The organism is Sporomusa malonica, assembly GCF_900176355.1.
GTDB lineage: Bacteria > Bacillota > Negativicutes > Sporomusales > Sporomusaceae > Sporomusa > Sporomusa malonica.
This window is the reverse complement of the sequence record NZ_FWXI01000009.1, coordinates 171,787-189,976: the sequence shown is the minus strand read 5'-3', so window position 1 is coordinate 189,976 and position 18,190 is coordinate 171,787. Positions and strand designations below refer to the sequence as shown.

General features: G+C 43.5%; 19 protein-coding genes. 16 read left to right on the top strand and 3 right to left on the bottom strand.

Annotation, left to right across the window (positions count from 1 at the left end; genetic code table 11):
- Positions 1-380 precede the first annotated feature (380 nt).
- The 3 genes from B9A22_RS12560 (at position 381) to B9A22_RS12545 (ending at position 2,669) form a co-directional block, all read left to right on the top strand.
- Positions 381-788, top strand: coding sequence for an ATP-binding protein (locus tag B9A22_RS12560; protein ID WP_084576073.1), 408 nt, complete (start codon positions 381-383; stop codon positions 786-788).
- Positions 789-1,179: 391 nt separating this feature from the next.
- Positions 1,180-1,473 (top strand): transposase, encoded by a 294-nt coding sequence (locus B9A22_RS12550; protein WP_342747829.1) that lies wholly within the window; start codon positions 1,180-1,182, stop codon positions 1,471-1,473.
- 374 nt (positions 1,474-1,847) lie between these two features.
- Positions 1,848-2,669, top strand: a complete 822-nt coding sequence (locus B9A22_RS12545; protein ID WP_084576072.1) for a hypothetical protein — start codon at positions 1,848-1,850, stop codon at positions 2,667-2,669.
- A 117-nt stretch (positions 2,670-2,786) separates the two neighbouring features.
- On the opposite strand, the gene B9A22_RS12540 is transcribed toward B9A22_RS12545, so the two are convergent.
- A complete protein-coding gene (locus B9A22_RS12540) occupies positions 2,787-2,972 on the bottom strand; it encodes a hypothetical protein (protein WP_084576071.1) in 186 nt (61 codons plus the stop codon).
- Between the two features lie 210 nt (positions 2,973-3,182).
- Positions 3,183-4,124, bottom strand: coding sequence for a LysR family transcriptional regulator (locus B9A22_RS12535; RefSeq protein WP_084576070.1), 942 nt, complete (start codon positions 4,122-4,124; stop codon positions 3,183-3,185).
- Positions 4,125-4,392: 268 nt separating this feature from the next.
- On the opposite strand from B9A22_RS12535, the gene B9A22_RS12530 reads away from it, so the two are divergent.
- Positions 4,393-5,499, top strand: coding sequence for a uroporphyrinogen decarboxylase family protein (locus B9A22_RS12530; protein WP_084576069.1), 1,107 nt, complete (start codon positions 4,393-4,395; stop codon positions 5,497-5,499).
- Between the two features lie 119 nt (positions 5,500-5,618).
- Here B9A22_RS12530 and B9A22_RS12525 read toward each other — a convergent pair whose 3' ends face one another.
- The gene (locus B9A22_RS12525; protein ID WP_084576068.1) at positions 5,619-6,053 is read right to left on the bottom strand and encodes a DUF3887 domain-containing protein; all 435 of its coding nucleotides are present in this window, start codon (positions 6,051-6,053) and stop codon (positions 5,619-5,621) included.
- Between the two features lie 244 nt (positions 6,054-6,297).
- Between B9A22_RS12525 and B9A22_RS12520 the strand changes: the two genes are divergently transcribed.
- The 12 genes from B9A22_RS12520 to B9A22_RS12470 all read left to right on the top strand — a co-directional run bounded on the left by B9A22_RS12520 (position 6,298) and on the right by B9A22_RS12470 (position 18,058).
- On the top strand, positions 6,298-6,690 hold the full coding sequence (locus B9A22_RS12520; protein WP_084576067.1) for a hypothetical protein: 393 nt from the start codon (positions 6,298-6,300) through the stop codon (positions 6,688-6,690).
- A 418-nt stretch (positions 6,691-7,108) separates the two neighbouring features.
- On the top strand, positions 7,109-7,417 hold the full coding sequence (locus B9A22_RS12515; protein WP_084576066.1) for a DUF2680 domain-containing protein: 309 nt from the start codon (positions 7,109-7,111) through the stop codon (positions 7,415-7,417).
- A 271-nt stretch (positions 7,418-7,688) separates the two neighbouring features.
- Complete coding sequence (locus B9A22_RS12510) at positions 7,689-9,032, top strand: TolC family protein (RefSeq protein ID WP_084576065.1); 1,344 nt, start codon at positions 7,689-7,691, stop codon at positions 9,030-9,032.
- Positions 9,033-9,058: 26 nt separating this feature from the next.
- Positions 9,059-10,357, top strand: a complete 1,299-nt coding sequence (locus B9A22_RS12505) for an efflux RND transporter periplasmic adaptor subunit (RefSeq protein ID WP_084576064.1) — start codon at positions 9,059-9,061, stop codon at positions 10,355-10,357.
- Positions 10,358-10,368: 11 nt separating this feature from the next.
- Positions 10,369-13,554 carry an efflux RND transporter permease subunit gene (locus B9A22_RS12500; protein ID WP_084576063.1) on the top strand — a complete coding sequence of 1,062 codons (3,186 nt, stop codon included), beginning with the start codon at positions 10,369-10,371 and terminating at the stop codon, positions 13,552-13,554.
- A 51-nt stretch (positions 13,555-13,605) separates the two neighbouring features.
- Positions 13,606-14,067: a hypothetical protein gene (locus B9A22_RS12495; protein WP_084576062.1), complete on the top strand. Its 462-nt coding sequence runs from the start codon at positions 13,606-13,608 to the stop codon at positions 14,065-14,067.
- A 25-nt stretch (positions 14,068-14,092) separates the two neighbouring features.
- Entirely contained in the window at positions 14,093-14,650 is a 558-nt protein-coding gene (locus B9A22_RS12490; RefSeq protein WP_084576061.1) for a C40 family peptidase, read from the top strand.
- A 47-nt stretch (positions 14,651-14,697) separates the two neighbouring features.
- The gene (locus B9A22_RS12485) at positions 14,698-15,135 is read left to right on the top strand and encodes a hypothetical protein (protein WP_084576060.1); all 438 of its coding nucleotides are present in this window, start codon (positions 14,698-14,700) and stop codon (positions 15,133-15,135) included.
- Positions 15,136-15,297: 162 nt separating this feature from the next.
- Positions 15,298-15,438: a hypothetical protein gene (locus B9A22_RS25430; protein ID WP_176215503.1), complete on the top strand. Its 141-nt coding sequence runs from the start codon at positions 15,298-15,300 to the stop codon at positions 15,436-15,438.
- 17 nt (positions 15,439-15,455) lie between these two features.
- Positions 15,456-16,010 (top strand): LemA family protein, encoded by a 555-nt coding sequence (locus tag B9A22_RS12480; RefSeq protein ID WP_084576059.1) that lies wholly within the window; start codon positions 15,456-15,458, stop codon positions 16,008-16,010.
- Between the two features lie 265 nt (positions 16,011-16,275).
- On the top strand, positions 16,276-16,974 hold the full coding sequence (locus tag B9A22_RS12475) for a response regulator transcription factor (protein ID WP_084576058.1): 699 nt from the start codon (positions 16,276-16,278) through the stop codon (positions 16,972-16,974).
- Positions 16,967-18,058, top strand: coding sequence for a sensor histidine kinase (locus B9A22_RS12470; RefSeq protein ID WP_084576057.1), 1,092 nt, complete (start codon positions 16,967-16,969; stop codon positions 18,056-18,058). Before B9A22_RS12475 ends, B9A22_RS12470 begins: the two co-directional genes overlap by 8 nt.
- Positions 18,059-18,190 lie beyond the last annotated feature (132 nt).

The following is an 18,190-nucleotide window of genomic DNA, read 5'->3' as shown; positions in this document are numbered from 1 at the left end:
TTCCTCGAAGAGAGCCTTCGAGGAAAAACAAATATCCGGTTAACAAAAAACGCTCTCTGTAAAATTGTGTAAATTAAGCTTTATGACATTGGACGTCAGACTGTGCGAAAATAACGCGGAATAGACTCGCGACAAAACCCTCGGAAAAACCGAGGGCATTATTTTATTTGGAAATATTTAATATATTATGTCCTTTTTACAGGGGTTTTGTATATTTTAGCGAATTGCTATTGTATTGAATTTAAGTTCGTATTAGACCATATAACAGTTGAAGTAATAAGATTGGCTGATAATAATGAAAGCGTTGTTATTAATAATAAGATGTTATAAAGTTTTACAAGTTAATCAACAATATCAATAATTATGGAGGAAAGAGAAACATGAAATTAATTATGGGGCACATTGGTTCTGGTAAAACAATGAAAGCATTAAAACTTGGATTAAAACTTTCAGAAGAAGGGAAAAAAGTTCTATTCTTTGACGGAGAATCATCGACGAAACAATATTTAAAATCGTTATTACAGGATAAACCACTACCAGTTGGTTTTAGTATTTTTGAAAAAATTAGGGAAACTAGCGATGTTTATGAAAAAATTAAATATGGTGGATATGATGCTTATATTATAGATACACCTAATTTATATTTTGATTTAGAAAAATTAAATAAAATGGAATCAGTTAATTCAATATATTTTGTTTTAGGTCTTGAAACTAATATTAAACCAGAATTAAATAAAGATATGACGATTATTTCTTCTTATGAAGAATTAAAAGCATTGTTTTCTTAGTTTAAAATAGTTCCGACCGCGTTGGCGCTGTCTATACCGTCGTCGATAGAGCAACCGCTTCTAAGCGGTTGGTTGTACGTTCGATTCGTACCAGGCGCGCCAGGAAAATTAAGGCTTCCGAGCAAACGGGAGCCTTTTGTTATGTAAATCTAGTGTTTGCTTTCAAAAACGGACACAAAAGATTATCCCCAAAATAAGAAATAAATAAGTTGACCAATGTTAAAAAGACAATTATAAAAGCCGAACTCAGACGATTACCTGAGTCGGCTTTTTTTATCAAAGCCTTAAAATGTCCGAATATTACATAGTACCCCCGTATAAGGGGGACGCGGGGACAGGTACGTTGTCCCTGGAAAAGTAAGATGTTATACTAGTCTTGAGGTGGTTTCGTATGCCAAGGCAGGCTCGAGAGAGCAGTAGAACTGGGATATACCATTTAATGCTTAGAGGTATCAATAAGCAGAACGTATTTGAAGAAGATGCGGACAGACAAAGGTTCCTCGAAACACTTGGGTATTACAAAGCTATTAGTGGATATAGGCTGTATGGCTATTGCCTGATGAATAACCACATCCATTTACTTATAGGAGAGACTGGTGCATCTATATCCCAAGTAATAAAGGATGGCGAGCTAGTGATGCAAGCATCTCAACTTCTAGGTAACAAGGCAAACTTTTTATCGTAGGGTTAAGGAACAGGCGGAAGGCTTGTTCTTTTTTATTTTTAAACGAAACTCCTATACCGTGTCTCCACAGGTGATGGCAATAAAATCCCTCATGTAAATTGACAAGTTTAGACAATAACTTATAGCAATTATGTTTTATGGGCATAATATGTAGTACTCAGACTAATAGGCGTGAAAAGTGTTAATTGGAAAAGGACTACTACCTTGGAGGTGGTGAAGCTAGATGGGAAATGGCTAATCTAATCATAAACTTCTAACAAAATCTCTTAAAAAGACAGCTAGAGTTATTCTAGTTGTCTTTTTTTATACATATCATAGTACAAGTAATACATAAGAATTTAATTTTTCATTTGGTGAATAAAGGAGAGAGTAATTTGAACTTCAAAAAATTAGCTGTATTTTTTTATGATATTCTCCAATTAGTCGCCGCAATAGTTAGTATAGGTGGCCTTTACGTCTATAGAGATAACCTGCTTGCATGCTTAGAATATATAAGACCATATTCCGCCTATTTAATCGGTGGTATAATTACTTTTATGTTTATTGCTATAGCATTCTGTAGCTGGTACTTTCTCTGGTATAAAAAGAAAGTAACTAATTGGGATAAAATGGGTTACAAAGTGGTTGGCGTAGAATACCTTTATAAATATGACGACGATGATTATAAAAAGCAGTGTCAAACAACTAGGATTGTGATAAAAGCAAATAAAAATGGAGTTAACCGATATTATGCGAGATATGTATGGACCGGAAAAGGAACAGAATGTGCTCCAGTATTATTATCTGCATTACCAAACCAAAGTATTCAAAATGTTAAACATGGAATTGGAGGTTGGTCCACATACGAGGTTGATTTAGGTAAAGCTTTAAAAAGAGGCGAAGAAATGGAATTGAAGATTCGTCAGGAATTTTATGATAGACAAGGCGTTATAAGGCCAATGCTTGAAAAACAAATTGCTGACCCGATTGACAAACTAACTTTACGAGTTCTTGTTTCACAGAAGCGGCTACCTGTTGAAAACTCAGTATGTCAAGAAATATTAGATGCTTCGACAGCCATTATATATAATGAAGAAAGCAACCATCTGATGATGGATGAGCATACTCGAGAAATCCGTTGGGAAATAGTAAAACCGAAACTACATAAAGTGTATCGAATATGCTGGAAATGGGCTGATGAAATTAGTTCAAGTTAACATAAGGTGATAAGAAATAAATAGGTCGGCCGATGTTAAAAGATAATTAGAAAAGCCGAACTCAAGGGTGATTACCTGAGTTCGGCTTTTTTATTAAAGTCTTAAAATGTTCGAATATTACACGGTACCCCCGTATACATTCCCGATCTTATAATTCTCAATAATAACATTTAATTGCTTAAAAAGTTCATCTTTCGGCAATTGATTGTTTTCCTTAACATATTCAACTATGTCATACAAACAATCATGCGATAATCCCGCATTGTGCACTTCTTTTGCCAACTCTACTAACTCTTGATACATTCAATCACTCTCCCTTGTTGCAACATACGAATATTTTACGATATATTGATTAGCGCTTTATGTAATTTAATCAGGGCAAATCCGTTATTTTACATTAAATTTTTCTACAAAAGGCTTTATTTTTCGCCTTATCTGTATAACCATCGAATAGATAAGCCCGATACCCAAAAAGGGCAAAAAAAATAACCCGATGCAGTAGTCGGGGTGATTTTACGGGAGAGCAGCAGTAGTCTGTAATATTGGATAGTTGTCAATCGGTTTTTTAGCTGCCTCCAACTCCTGTAAAAAAAGAGATATTGATGGATTACTATTCTTTTTGTGCCAAGCAGCAACCAAATCGATCCTAGTGTCATTACCCAAAATATCAATATATCGAATATAGGGACTTCTATAGGTTTTAGGTATGACCGAGGGCTGTATGGAGATGCCTAACCCGCATTCGACAGACAGTAAAACGGCGGGCAAGTTTGGAACTTGCAAGACATTAGGGGAAAAACATCTGTTAAAACAGATACGAAGCAAGTTTTCGTATCCACGGGATGCTATAGGTTGTTGTTCGAAAATGATAGTCTCTTTAGCAATCAAAGGAATGTTTGAATAGTTAATTAAGGGTTCGTTGGCAAGCTCGTGCGAGTGAGGGACGACTAAGCAAAGCGAATCAGTAATAATTTTTTTAAAAGAAATTTGGGGTAGCGAGGTGGATTCTAATACAAGCGTAAAACCCAAATCCACATGGGCGTGTTGTAAGGCTTCATCCAAACCACTCAAGCTGAAGTATTCAAATACCAGGTTGATTTGGGGATATTTATGGTGAAAATTAGCTGTTATCCTAGGGAGTATGCGCCGTTCCGCATGACCCAAGATACCTATTCTTAAATTACCTGTTACACCGGCGTCTGCTTCTCTAGTCATGCGAATGGCATCCAAAGACCTAGCAATAATCGCCTTAGCTTCTTTTAGTAGGACCGTACCGGCGGCAGTCAGTGCAACCGAATGACGGTTACGAATAAATAAGCGGGCACCAATCTGTTTTTCCAATTCAGCGATCTGCTGACTCAGAGAAGGTTGGCTGACGTAAAGGTGTTTGGCAGCCGTGGTAAAACTAAGGTGTTCAGCAACAGAAATAAAATATTGTAGCTGGCGAGTGTCCATAAATTACCACTCCATACTAGTTTGTAAGCCAATCTAGATGTATATATATATTTCTATTATATATTTTGTCTACGTATGTGGCAAGGGCACCGAATGAATTTATTCCAATATTATGAAAAAATAAAGAGGGAATAGGACAGTTGTTGGATAGGACTTTTCTATTAGATGATACAAGATATATATTTCCATTTAACAACAAGTTCACTGATAATAAAGATAGACAATATTTTAAGTGGATTTCTAGGATGAAAAAGGGGAGATAGCAGAAATGAAAACAAACCAGGAGTTACTCAATGAGCGGATTGCTAGAGTTCATAAAGCGATTGCTCTAGAAAAGCCCGACCGGACACCGGTGGTTATTCAAACAGACGGATTTTGTGCAAATCATCTGGGTGTAAAAATGTCTGATTTTTGTGCAGATCTTTCATATAGTAACCAAGTCATGCTTGATTCAGCTAAAAAGTTGGGGGACTTTGAGGGTTTTGATGCTGCTTTTGTAGCTGGCCCGATATTTCCCTTAATATTTTTGACCAAAGTTAGACTACCGGGTAAAGAACTCCCGGATGATTCACTTTGGCAGCTTGATGAAAGAGAAGTTATGACGATTGAGGACTATGATACTATTCTCAACAAGGGTTGGAGCGGCTTTATGCGGGATTTCATTATTAATCGTTTAGGTGTAGACTTTGACGGTTTAATGGAACAATTGAGTAAGACACCGCAGATGGTCAAAAATTTTGAAGGTGCGGGCTATATGATTTATTCTCCTATCGTAGCTACATCAGTAACAGAACTCTTAGGTGGTGGACGGTCTCTGCCAAAGTTTGTAAAAGACTTATATAAGATACCGGACAAAGTGGAAGCCGTATTGGACGTTATTCAGAAAGAAAGTTTAGATATCTTACGTCAGCAAATGCGGGCAACGAAATCTTCCATCGTATTTATTTCACCGGCAAGAGGTGCAAGCGAGTTTTTTGCACCGAAACTATGGGAGCGCTTTGTGTGGAAATATCTTAAAGAAGCAGCAGATGTTATCCTCGAGGAAGGTGCTATTGTTAATATCCACATTGATTCAAATTGGGAGCGCGACCTGAAGTTTTTTACTGCTTTTCCGAAAGGCAGATGCGTCTTTGAGACTGATGGCGCTACTGATATATATAAGATTAGAGACGTATTGGGAGGACGAATGTGCATCAAGGGAGATGTGCCTGCCGCCAAATTGTCCCTCGGTACACCCGACGAAATATATAATTACAGCAGTCAGCTAATTAAGGATATGGGGCCAGGATTTATCTTGTCAACTGGCTGTTCTGTACCCTCTAATGCTAAAGTGGAAAACGTAAAAGCTATGATTGCGGCTGCAACTGGTAAATAGTAGAACTTCAGACAGGTGAGTTCAGTGACGTTCCGTCAAAACAAAGCATGTATCAAAAAACTGGCATTGCATTCAAGCGGTGCCAGTTTGATTTCTAGTCTGCTTTTTTTGAGATTTATCTAATTGTCGCGCAGTTTAGGAGAATCTAACCAAAATCCTGATATATGCTTCTTTCCATTATTATCACTAAAAACACTTCTGACTATTACATCAGCTGGCTCTTGAGAGAATTTGGCTTTATACATTACTATCGCATATCCATCTTTAGTCTCAACTGAGACAACTTCCTTTGATATATATTTACCAATCTTAGCTTTGATCGCAGTAAAAGTGTTTTTATATTGGGTCTCATTCAAAACATTTTTCATCTGCTCATCAAAATCCTGGGAAAAGCGGGAGTAATTATCTTCGTTCATCGCTAATAGCATATTTTCTGTTATAGGGTCAGCAAATTTTTTTGTCTCTTCAGCAGAAAGTTGCTGCGCCGAACAACCTGACAAAACTATCAAGCTGATCAAAAATGTTATTAAAACAACAATTTTACATAGTTTCATTTTAACCCCTCCTTATGTTTCGATAATTCTCCTAGCAAACTCATAATCCTTTAAGCAACAGTAGCGATTTCCTCTATGTTGGCCCTTTCCTTAATGGAGAGGGTTAATTTTTTTTTGCCTTCAGTACAGTTTCTGACTAAAAATATCTTACTCATGATTTTAAGGACTAATTATCCAGAAAAGTAGGACTTTTAGCCTAAGGTGTGATATATTTAACATATCTAATAGTGGAGGTAACTTGCTCATGGATATATCTTTTTTTTCCTGCTCTGTTAATGAGAAAAAGTCTGTCAGTAACATTGAACCGTTTTGTGCTGTTTTAGAAAACCAAATAAACTTTAACAAGTGCATTAATTGCCCTGGTTTATGTCTAAAGTGTATAAAAAAATTATATGATATTTCTGCTGAAAATATTAGAGCTACCAGCTACCGAGTAGTGTACGTATTAAGCGGGAAGATAAAATTGTTTTTTCCATATATAAATACAGAAAAGCGACTTAATGACAATGAAGTTATGTTGATATTAAATGATACGAAGCTTGTAATAGAAAGCGGAAATGAACTCCCTGCAAACTTTGTTGTTAGGGACTTAGATGAGCTCGCTAAAGAAAAGAGAGTCAAATGTAGTTATAGCTAGCTTACTAGATCATGTCTATAACTGATATATGTATAGTTATTATTATACTGAATGGAGTGATTAGGTGTTTCTGGCTCGTGAGTTGGTTAGGCAGCAGCTACCACATAGGCGTAAACGTAGTTCTTATTACGTCTGGAGCGGGATAGTATTAATTATTTTTTTGGTAGTGTACATACTTATATCGTTGCCAGTTTCTAGATGAGAGATTTGTAGATAGATACTATGCGCAAACTGGATCCTTTAATTAACAATACGCAAAAGCCTGTACAATAAATAGGCTTTTGCGTATTTTATTTTGACGAAAATCAAAATCAGATTTACATTGTAAAATCGCATAAGTTCTTCAAGAAATCTTCACAGCTTCTTCATAATGACTTGCTATAATAAAGACAAATCCAAAACAAGGGGGAAAAACAAAATGAAAAAAGGTTTAATTATAGGTTTGGCAGCCGCGTTGGTTATCGCGCTGGGAGCCACCTTCGCTTTCGCCGAGTCACCTGCACCGGGTATGATGGATAAAGGGCAAATGAATGAAATGCATAAAAGCATGGTGGAGCAGCATGTAAAAGATGGTGTATTGACGCCCGAACAAGCAAAAGCCATGGATGAGCATATGGCCAACATGGGTTCAATGATGAACGGCATGATGGGCGGTAGCGGCGGCATGATGGGGGGCAATGCCAACTGCCACTCCAACCAACAAACTAATACCATGCCTCAGCAGTAACCGATAATTTGCAGACAGCTCTCTGTATGGGTAGAGAGCTGTTTTGTTTTTTTTAAACTTCTACTCATTCGAGGCTGATTCTTGCTGTCGTGGTTTCTACTAAAATATTTTATCAAATTCAACAGATTTTCACTGTATCTTCATAAGATCTTCAAATTCGTAAGGTATAGTAATAGTCAGGCATGATAGCCGAGTAGTGCAGATACTATTGCATACTACATAAAGCTCTAGTGCTGAGGCCGTAAAAATAGAATCCAAGGAGGCGACAATAATGAGCAGTACCCCAAAAACTGGCATCTTAAGAGCAATCATCATGTGCAGTATTATGCTTGCAACTAATTTATCGCCAGTGCTTGCAGAGGAGCAACCCATGACCCTGCAGGAAATCGTGAATCATGCCATGAAAAACAACCCATCGGTTATCGAAACCGAAAAAAAATGGGAGGAGAAGTCCAGTCGCATTCCCGCAGTCACAGCACAGCCCAACCTTAAAGTAGGGATTATGAAGGACGATATCCCCACCACGAGCTTAAACCCGGGTCAAGGTATGATGACCGAATTTAGTATCAGCCAGGAAATTATGAATCCGTCTAAGCTTAAGGCAATGGGGAAGATGGCTGAGAATGAAGCATATATGACCAAAGCCGCCTGGAGTGAGAAACAGGTTGAGATTTACACCCAAGCAAAACAGGCCTATTACGATTACCTTTACTCCAAACAGGCGCTGATAATTGGTAAAGAGAGCCAGCAACTTATGGGTCAGCTCGCAAAATTGGCGCAAGTCAATTACTCAACCGGTATGGTGCCGCTTCAGGATACATTGAAAGCTCAGACTGAGTTTTCGCAAATGACAATTGATCTTTTAAATATGGCCTCAATGGAGGCTGTGGCCAAAGCAAGGATTAACAACCTGATGGGCCGCAGCACCGAGACAAGCTTTGAGGTCAAAGAAGAATTTACCGCCCCTCCCCCTAATTTTGATATGGCCGGTCTTATTAAAACCGCGAATGAAGGCAAGCCGTCAGTCGCTGGGATGCAATATCAAGTTGATATGGCCAAAAGCGGAGTTGAATTAGCGAAAAAACAACAGCTGCCTGACTTTGAAGTCAATTTGGGTTACAAAAAGAATAAGGAGTCTATGATCGAGTCACAAGTGGACCCTATGGACCCCATGAAAACGACATTGATGCTGGGCGAACGGAAATCGACCTGGAAAATTGAAGTTATGGCAATGTTCCCCATCTGGCAGGGTAAAAATAAAGCCGAAATAAAAGCAGCCCAGGCCAGCCTCGAAGCCTCGCAAGCTGCTCTTCAGAATATGAAGAATATGACCGAACTTGATGTCCAAATGACGCTTACCGATGCCCAAGCTACCTGGCGTCAAATTGAACTATATAAGAATACCCTCATTCCCCAGGCCGAGCAGACCTACCAGGCTGCTGTTGTCGGTTACACCCATGGCAAAGTAGACCTTATGACTGTCCTGGAAAGCGTAAATACCCTCCGCAATGCTAAGTTGGGTCTATACAAAGCTAAAACAGATTATGAAAAAGCGGCAGCTAATTTAGAAAAAACGATAGGGAAGCCTTTATTCACAAGTGGAGCACAGCCATAAAGTAAGCGAAAAAGGGAGAGGACAGCATGATCGAAAAACTACAGGCCAAGAAGAAACTTATTATTGGTGTAACCGCTGGTGTGTTGGTCATTGGCGGTGTCGGCTATTACTATACTGTTCAGCACAATAAATCGGCGGCTGTAGACCATACAAGCCACCAAACAAATGCCCCGGTTATGGCTATGGGCGATACAGTCACCCTAGACGCCAAGGCTCGACAATTGGCTGGGGTGCAAACCGCGCAAGCAGTCGTTAAGTCGCTCGCCAAGGAAGTCAAGACCACCGGCAAGATTGCTATGAATGAAAGCGGCCGCACCTATATCACTTCCCGTGTCGAAGGTCGGGTGGATGAACTTTATGTAACCGCCGATGGAGAAACCATTGCCCCTGGTCAAGCAATCGCTTCCGTGTATAGCCCGACTTATATAGCTGCACAGGAAGAATATCTGCTGGCAATAGAAAGTGTGCAGAAACTGAAAAACGCCAGCAAAGATGTGGTTCAGATCAACAGCCGCCTGCGGGACGCAGCCCGGCGTAAACTGCAGCTGTTAAATGTTTCAGACAATGACATCGCGCATCTGGAACATACCCGCCAGCCCAAAGATCATATGACTATCTATGCTCAGTTCGGCGGCACTGTGTTGGAAAAACAAGTGCTGCCCGGAGCATTCATTATGCCTGGCGATAAACTGTACAGTCTATCGGACTTAGCTACTGTTTGGCTGTATGCTGATATTTACGAAAAAGACATTGCTGGCATTACTCCCGGTCAGCCGGTCGTGGTAACCAGCGGTGCCTACCCGGGGCAAACCTTTACGGGGAATGTGACCTTTATTAACCCGGTACTCGATGATGCTACTCGGACAGTCAAAGTACGGGTCGAAATGGCTAATCCTACAGGTAAGCTGAAGCCTAATATGTTCGTTAACGCCAATGTGCAAATCCCGCTCGGGGACAGCCTGGTTATACCAGAATCAAGCTTGCTGGATACTGGCAGCCGTAAAATCGTCTTTATAGCTCAAAGTGAAGACACCTTTGTTAAACGAGAGGTGGTTGTCGGGCAGCACGCCGATGGCTATATTCAAATACTGTCCGGACTGCAGCCTGGTGAAACAGTCGTAACAGCGGCCACCTTCCTTATTGATTCCCAGACCAAATTAGGCAGCCTTGGCAGCCATGCTGGTCATGGTGGCGGAGGGGCTGCCAAGGGCGCCGCCACACCGGCACCTGCTCCAAGCAGCTCTAATAGTGGTGCAGCAGTTCCGGCAAAAACACCGCTTGCACCTGCTGCTCCGGCTGCCGGTAGCGACCATAGCGGTCATTAAGGGGGAGCGGTATGTTAAATAAATTAATCGAGTTTTCCTTGAGAAACCGTGCGATTATCCTGGTATTATCCGCGCTAATTATTGTCTGGGGAGTCTTTGTCGTGCGTGACACCCCCATCGACGCTTTTCCCGACCTCAGTGAAAACCAAGTACTCGTTTCGGCCGATTGGATGGGCCGCGGCCCGCAGGAAATTCAGGACCAGGTCACCTATCCGCTGGAGACGGCCTTGCGGGGACTGCCAAAGGTCAAAGAAGTACGCTCTGCTTCCTCCTTTGGGATGTCGCTCATTACCGTAATCTTTGAAGACGGGGTCGAGCCTTATTTTGCCCGTCAAGTTGTGAACGAAAAAGTGCAGCAAGCTATTCCCCAATTGCCGCGCGGCGTTCAGCCTGCCCTGGGACCGGTTAGCACGCCAATGGGCCAGGTCTTTATGTATACCGTGGAAAGCGACCGACACAACCTGGCGGATCTGCGTACAGTTGAGGATTTCACGATCAAGCAGCAACTAAGCGCTGTGCCTGGCGTAGCTGAGGTCGCCAGCATTGGCGGCTATGTGATGCAGTACCAGATCAATCTGGATCCTCATCTCCTGCAAAGCTACCGGGTTACCTTTAACCAGGTATTTGGGGCGCTTGGCGCCAACAATGCCAACATTGGGGCAAAGGTTGTCGAGCAAAACGGTCAGGAATTCATCATCCGCGGGCTGGGATTAATCCAGTCACCTGACGATATTAAAAATATAGTAATTGCTCAAAACAACAATGTGCCGATATATATCAAAGATGTAGCCAACGTGACCGCCGGCCCGGACTTTCGCCGGGGCGTGCTGACCAAATCCGGTTATGAAGCGGCCGGTGGTATTGTCATTCAGCGTATGGGCGAAAACACGCTAAACGTCATTGACCAAGTAAAAGCCAAGATTGCCGAAATTCAGCCAACCTTACCGGAAGGCATGCGGATTGTACCTTTTTACGATCAGACCGATCTGGTGAAAAAAGCGGTCAATACACTGACCCGGGCGTTAATTGAAGAATTTATTTTAGTCTCAATTATTGTAATCATCTTCCTCGGCAATGTCCGGTCCAGCTTGATTGTGACCAGTGCCATTCCTATCGGCATCCTGATTGCGCTCATTGCCATGAAACAGATTCACCTATCGGCCAACTTAATGTCCCTTGGCGGCATTGCCATCGGTATTGGGGTCATGACCGACGCGGCCATTGTTATGGTGGAAAACATCTACCGACATTTGGCGGAGGACCGCGGCCGGCGCAACATTGTTGATGTAACGTTGGAAGCGGCAAAAGAAGTAGCTGCACCCATCTTTTTTTCCATCACCATTATCATTGTCACCTTCCTGCCGGTATTTACCATGACCGGTACCGAAGGCAAGATGTATACGCCGATGGCCTGGGCTAAATCCTTTGCCATGAGCGGGTCACTGCTGCTGGCTTTCACCTTGGTACCGGTGCTGTGCACCTTACTGCTCAGAGGCAAGATTGAGGAAAAGGATACCTGGATTGTTGCCAAGATGCATCAATGGTATGTCCCTACTTTGAAAACGGTATTAAAGCACAGTAAGACCACCATTGTCATCGCCGTCGTTGTGATGGTCGCTGGGTTCTCGTTATTACCGCTCATTGGCACCACCTTTATGCCGGCTTTGGATGAAGGAACGTTCCTGGTGATGCCAACCATGCTGCCTAGTGTGTCGTTGACAGAAGCACTGGAAGCAGCCAAAACCATGGATAAAGTGATCATGGACATTCCGGAAATCGACATGTCGGTGGGCAAGGTGGGCCGGGCCGAGTCGGCCATGGATCCAGCGCCGATTAGTATGATTGAAACCATTGTCACCTTAAAACCAAAAGATCAGTGGCGGCCTGGTATGACAAAGGAGACGATTGAACAGGAAATGATGGTCAAACTAGCCAGCATTCCCGGACTCAATTTAGCCTTTACCCAACCAATTGCCGGCCGGTTATCCATGTTGACCACCGGGGTTCGTACCGAGCTCGGCATCAAACTCTATGGGGAAGACCTCAAGGTGCTGCAGCAAAAAGCCTTTGATATTGAAAAGGCACTGGGAACCGTGCCAGGAGTCAGCGATCTGTTGGCCGAGCGGGTCTTTGGCGCTTCCTACCTGGAGATTCAAGTCAACCGGGAAAAAGCAGCCCGATATGGTCTTAACATTGCCGATGTCGAAGATGCTATTGAATTAGCCGTAGGTGGCAAAATCGCCACCACTACAATCGAAGGCAAAAAACGTTTCAATGTATTAGTACGCTATAACCGGGAAAATCGAGAAACCATTGACGCCATGCAAAATATCCTTATTCCGGTAACCGGTGGCGGCGCCGCGGGGAAAAGCAGCAGCGGCGGAATGGGCGGCATGGGCGGCGGTGCAACTGCAGCAGTTGCCGGCCCGGCTACTGGTACCTATGTACAACTGGGCGAAGTGGCTCAGTTCCAGGTGGTGGACGGGCCGTCGATGATCAGCAGTGAAAACGGCGTCTACCGGATGATCGTGCAGATGAATACCCGGGGCCGGGATGTGGTTAGTTTTGTTGATGAAGCGAACAAGGTCATCAAGGAAAAGGTTGATTTGCCTCCCGGATATTCTCTGAAATGGACCGGACAGTATGAAAACCAGCAACGGGCGAAAGACCGTCTGTCACTGGTGGTGCCAGCGGTCATCGTGCTCACCTTCTTCTTACTCTATATGACCTTTAAGTCGGCCAGTGATGCTTTCCTCATCCTGATGAACATCCCGTTTTCCTTGGTAGGCGGAATTGTGGCCATGTATGCCACCAGCACTTACCTAACGGTAGCGGCGGCTGTCGGGTTCATCGCCCTCTTTGGGATAGCGGTGCAAAACGGGGTTATTATGGTGACCTATATTAAACAACTGCGAGACCATCGGTCATTGGAAGAAGCCATTGTTGAAGGCGCACATACTCGTCTGCGACCTGTCATGATCACCGCCCTGGTCGCCAGTTTGGGCTTGTTTCCCTTAATCTTTGCCACAGGTACCGGCGCTGAGGTGCAGCGTCCGATGGCCACGGTCGTTGTGGGCGGTCTGGTTACCTCCACGATTTTGACCTTGATTGTGTTACCGTGCATCTACCTGGTCTGGAACCGGTGGCGCGAGCGCAAGAATCCAGCAGCAACTGGTAAAGCTCATACTGCCGACTAAGCGCAGTTAACTAACTATTTCTTTATAAAATCGATTGGAGGCTATTCAATTATGATAAAAAGCAAAGTATTACTAGGCACTTTAGTTATTACCGTAGTTATGTCTCTTCTAGCCGGTTGCGGCTCCAATGAAAAAACGGCTGCCAAACCGCCAGCTGCCAGTCAAGAGCAAGCATCTGGTCATCAAGGGCATAGTGCAGCCATGCCCAAGGAAGACCCGATGCCTATGATGAAAGACATGGATAAATCTTTGCAGGATATGGTCAAACAAGTGAAAGCAGGCCAAACAATGGATGCGCAAAAGAGCGCCGCGCAATTGGTAAGTACTACCGATAAGGTCATGCCTCATATGATGGATGCCGGGTTAAAAGACAAATTGCGTAAAGCCGCTGTTGAGATTAAAGACACTGTGAACTCCGGTAAAACAGACCCAAGTGCCCTAGAGAGCAAAGTAAAGGCTATGCAGGACCTTATGAAGCAGACGACTACTCACCTGCAGACCATGAGCCATTAAATGGCTCGGAAAGGAGGAGCGGCCAATGAACAGATGGATACTGATTGCCGTACTGGCCGGCATGTTGCTAAGCCCAGTGGCAGAGGCTGAGGCCGCTCCGGCTTCCGGGTATAACCAGTTTGTCCAGTCACTTGACTCCATTCTGTCGGGGGCCGTTCTGCCGGTTGCCGATGAGCAGCAAATGGTCGCCCGAAGTCTTGCTATACCCAACGGGCAGACTTCGCAAATATTGGCATCAGCTAGGAATATGCTTGGTCAACCGGTGGTTTGGGGCGGGGCTTCTCCGGCCCGGGGTTTTGACTGTTCCGGGCTGGTGCAGTATGTATACCGGCAGGCCGGGATTAATCTGCCCCGCACCGCTGATCTACAGTTTCTGGTCGGGCGGACGGTATCGCCGCTAGCACTGCAGCCAGGTGATTTAGTTTATTTCACCACCTATGAGCCAGGCGCGTCCCATGTGGGAATTTATATCGGCGGCGATAAATTCATCCACACTTCCTTTTCCCAAGGTATAGTGGCAATAGGGGACATGAACGATACGTATTTCGTTAAACGGTATTACGGGGCAAAGCGAGTGCTATAATTAAGCAAAAATTCATAGATTAAAAAAGTATACTTGGAGGGTTTATAATGAATAAGAAATTGGCAATTTGGGTTGTTGGCGGTCTTGTAACCGCGTCTGTGTTTGGGTTGGGTGTTAGCCCAACAATAGCTAGCGCGGCCGAAAAAGCGCCTCAGGCATGTGAAGCGCCGGCAAACCAAAAGGGAGCTATGATGGGGAACATGGATGCTAAGGCCATGGCTCAAATGATGGCGAGTCCGGAGATGCAAAAACAGTGCATTGAAATGATGAAAAACCCTGAAATGCAAAAGGCGATGAAAGACGTCATGAAAACTCCCAAGATGCAAGGAATCATGAAACAAATGCTTCAGCAGGATATGAGTTTTCATCAGATGATGTCTGATTTGGTGAATTCTGTGGACATGGACAGTGATCACAGCGGCCATCAGCAGGTTGAGAAAACTCCGGGCAATTCGTCAAACGACCATAGTGCCCATCACGGATAACGTCGAACCACAACAATAAACAGTATTTCAGCCCTCACATTTGGTGAGGGCTGTTGCTTTTTAGCGAAAAAAATAGAATTTCTTCACAGTGTCTTCATAAGTTCTTCATAAATAATTGGTATCATTAGTGTAAAGCTAGTTAGTGTTTGGGAGGGAGTTAAAATGCAGCAGAATAAACCGGAACTGCCTGAGGCGGAAAATGTAGAAGCGTATACAACAGGGCAAAAGATAGTTCTTAAAACATTAAAGTGGGGAGCATGGACAGCAAGCGCAGTGGCGATGGTCTATGCCATGCATTATTAAGATAAGGAGGAAGCGCTATGAATAAAACGGTATGGATTGTGTTGGCGGTTGTCGCGGTAATCGTAGTTAGTGTTTTTTCGGGATACAACAATTTAGTAGGTATGAGCGAGAATGTGAATGGCAAGTGGAGTCAAATCGAGAACCAGCTGCAGCGCCGGGCCGACTTGATTCCTAACTTGGTTAATACGGTAAAAGGCTATGCCGGTCACGAGCAGCAGGCCATCCAAGCAGTAGCCGATGCGCGGGCTAAGTTGGGTGGTGCCCAAGGTCCGGTTGCTAAAGCGCAGGCCAATAGCGAACTGAGCTCGGCATTAAGCCGGCTGCTGGTAATATCGGAAAACTACCCTAACTTAAAAGCGGATAAAAACTTTCGGGCCCTCATGGATGAACTGGCAGGAACAGAAAATCGTCTCGCAGTTGCCCGTAAAGATTACAATGAAAGCGTCCAAGGGTATAACACATCGATCCGCTCACTGCCAACCAGTATTATTGCTGGCCCGATGGGGTTTGGCCCCAAAGAGTATTTTAAAGCCGATGAGGGTGCAAAACAGGTGCCGCAGGTTAAATTTTAGTGTTTGACCCGCAAGCGATGGATGCATATATGAAAAGTACACATGGAATTAGTTAGGCGACTGATGGGGCGGCAAAGGCCGCCCTGTTGTTGATTTTCTGGCTTAATTAATTCAATTTACATAAGTTTTTCATAGAATCTTCAAAAGTTCTTCATATTAAAAGTGTATACTGGTAGTACTAAGTGCATTTCGACAATTTATAACAAAAGCATACATTACAGCTAGTAGGAGCCACTAGGATGAACGGTAACTAGGAGGTAATACCATGGTGCAGAATTCAGTATTACTAGTAGACGATGATGCCAAACTGGTAAAATTGCTCAAAATATATTTTGAGAAAGATGGGTTTATCGCCTATACGGCAGCTGATGGTATTGATGCGTTAAAGGCTGTGCGCGCACATAGGCCTGATATTATGGTGCTTGACTTGATGATGCCTGGTATTGACGGCTGGGAAGTATGCCGGCGGCTACGCAAAGATAATGATATCCCGATTATTATGCTTACTGCCCGTGATGAAGAAAGCGACCGGCTGGTGGGCCTGGAACTGGGTGCTGATGATTATGTTACTAAACCCTTTAGTTCCAAAGAGGTGGTAGCCCGTGCCAAGGCCATATTGCGGCGTACCAATAGGGCCGTTTTACGTAAAGAGGCCATTAAAATCGGCGGCTTGACAATGGACATGGATTCTTACCAGGTAAGCCGGGACGGCCAAGTGGTGGAATTAACCCCCACCGAATTTAAGATAGTAGAACTGCTGGCTACAAACCCAGGCAAGGTGTATAGCCGCCTTCAAATCGCCGAACAAGTTCATGGTTACACGTTTGAAGGGTATGAGCGGACGATTGATGCCCATATTAAGAACCTGCGGCGCAAGTTGGAGGCTAACCACAAAGAACCGGTGTATATTCAGACCGTCTACGGGCTGGGCTATAAATTAGCTGGGGTGGCAAAAGATGAATAGTATTGTCTACCGGATTACCGGCCTCATGTTTTTGTTTGTGGCCTTTACAGTGGTATTACTCATCTATCTTGCTGACTATCAGATGAATCAGCTCTTTCGGGAGTATTTGCTGATTATGGGCCGCGGCGGCATGATGCACCATATGGGACAAGCTGAATTGACATTTTTGGCCTCGGTCCATAGGTCGCTAAACTGGGTCGGGGCCATACTCATTGTGCTAGGGCTGTTGGCAAGCTATTCTTTAGCACGCAGTATCACCGTACCACTACGTAGACTTAGTATTGCTGCCGAGGCTATTGAACAGGGGAAGTTTGAGCAACGGGTACCCGTTTCCTCGAAAGATGAGGTGGGGCATCTGGCCAAAATTTTTAACCGGATGGCCACAACTCTCGAAAACAACATGAAATTAAGACAACAGCTATTGGCTAATATTGCCCATGAATTACGCACTCCTATTGCTATTATTAAAGGACATCTGGAAGGCATGTTGGACGATGTGATTGACATGAATAAAGAAGAAGTGGCATCGTTACATGAGGAAAGCATTCGGCTCAATCGCCTCATTACTGACCTTAAAGACTTGTCCTTGGCTGAAGTTGGGCAACTTTCCCTAGATAAGCAGCCAACCAACATTAACCATCTGATACGCCGGACAATTCAACTCATGAAAACAACGATAGACGAAAAGAAAATGGCTGTCGAGTGTAATTTAAATGAAAAGTTGTCTGAGATTAATGTGGATCCTGACCGCATTAGCCAAGTATTTAGCAATATCTTTGTCAACGCACTCCGGTATACCCCGGATAGAGGCAAGGTGTTGATAACAACACAGCTAGAGAAAAATCAAGGACAGCAATGGGTAAAGATCGGTGTCAGTGATAACGGGCCAGGCATTGCTCCTGATGATATTTCCCACATTTTTGACCATTTTTACCGGGGAGAAAAATCCCGGGACCGTAAAAGTGGCGGCTCTGGTCTGGGACTGGCGATTGTGAAGCAATTGGTGGAATTCCACGGTGGTAAAGTTATGGTCGATAGTGGACAGGGCACGGGAACCACGTTTTTTGTATATCTACCTTATTAGTATTTTGCGGTAATAACCCGGGCAGCAAAATCACAAGATATTCATAGCTAATTCATAACTTATTCACATTGTTGTGGTAATATTTATCTAAGTAAATGGTGGAGGCTTACCTAAGCCCTATATTATTTCAAT